The sequence below is a fragment of the Nonomuraea diastatica genome (assembly GCF_004349015.1).
GTDB lineage: Bacteria > Actinomycetota > Actinomycetes > Streptosporangiales > Streptosporangiaceae > Nonomuraea > Nonomuraea diastatica.
Genome location: NZ_SMKP01000411.1, coordinates 1 through 1,436, shown reverse-complemented (window position 1 = coordinate 1,436; position 1,436 = coordinate 1). Strand labels below are relative to the sequence as shown.

2 protein-coding genes are annotated in these 1,436 nt (G+C 62.0%); both read left to right on the top strand.

Annotation, left to right across the window (positions count from 1 at the left end; genetic code table 11):
• Window positions 1-938: hypothetical protein (locus E1294_RS54010; protein WP_220448455.1), on the top strand; the 938-nt coding region annotated here is incomplete at its 5' end.
• A gap of 19 nt (window positions 939-957) precedes the next feature.
• Window positions 958-1,428 (top strand): hypothetical protein, encoded by a 471-nt coding sequence (locus tag E1294_RS51920; RefSeq protein ID WP_220448454.1) that lies wholly within the window; start codon window positions 958-960, stop codon window positions 1,426-1,428.
• Window positions 1,429-1,436 lie beyond the last annotated feature (8 nt).

Genomic DNA, 1,436 nt, shown 5'->3' with positions numbered 1-1,436 from the left:
GCCTGGTCACCGAATATTCCGGCACGACCAGCGACACATACAGTCGCAAGGACCCGCTCGACCTGACCCTGCCCACAACCGAACCCGCCTTCTACCTGCACAACTTCCTGTCCACCGCCCCGGACAAGCAATCCATTCCCAAGACGAAGTTCACCGCCGGCGACGACGTCCACTTCACCTGGGAGAGCAACGGCACCTACTTCCAGCTGTACGACGGCGACGGCGCCACCCTCTACGAAGGATCCGGCACCTCCTACACCCTCCCGATGGACAAGATCCTCAGCGACACCACCTTCACCCTGAAGGCGTCCATGACCTCCGGAGCCCAGAAATCCAACGACGTCCAGCCGGTCAACCAGTACGCCACCATCACCATCACCATCAACAACCCCACCCTGCACCAGATGACCGTTACCGACAACCTCGACGCCGGCGACCTGACCGTCGGCCAGCTCACGACCCACGCTACGGACAGGCTGATAGTCGGAAAGCTCACCGTCCAATCCGAGCTCGACGTGCACGGACCGCTGAACGCCGACGCCCTGATCGCCAAACATGACCTGCGGGCCGACCACAACGTGACGGTCTCAGGCGACCTTTCGGTCTCCGGAAAGGTCGCGTCAGCGTGGACGACTATTCTCACCGACTTGTTCGAGAACCCGATCCAGCTCAAACCTGTGTTGACACAAAAAGAGGGGGTATCAAGCAGCTCATCGCAGAAGTTCACCTGCGACAAGGACGGCATCCTGATCATCCTAACCCCCGACTTTGAATATAGGGGGACAATCTATGGCTATGGCGATAACTATCTTCTTTCTATTATGGGAAATAAGTCAGCGTTCGACGCATATCGCTTTAAGAAGGGGGCAACATGGTATCTCACATCGACTAGTCCGGACCGCCCTACACCTATTTTTTACTGGCTTGCCTTCCGATGAGAATACGCAGCCGGAAGGCATGGCCGCACGACCCGATGAGCGGCAGGACTACATCACACAGATCGGGCCCCTCAACCCCGCCGGCATCCCGCAGGACGCCGACTACCTCCACCTGACCTTCGGCGACCCGGCCCCCACCCCGCTGTTGTTGCTGCTCGACCCGCGCGCCGCCGTCCACGCCACCAGCGGCATCACCCCCACCGCCACCGTCACCGTCCCACCCGCGCACGTCGACGACGCGCTACGCCACATGCAAGCCCTCTTCCGCTTCGGCCCCGTGCTCACCACCGAACAGGCTCAGACCCTCGTCTTTCCCCGGCCGGGCGAGAAACACGGCACCTGGTCATGGCTGCGCCCCGCCCCAGCAGGCGCCCCCTGGACGCCGTATGAGCTGACCCCGGCACTACCGGACGCCCAATTCCCCGACAGCTCCGCCACGCTCGAGGACGGCCTGCTCCGCCTCCTCACCGAACCAGACCAAGATCACTAGCCCACCCC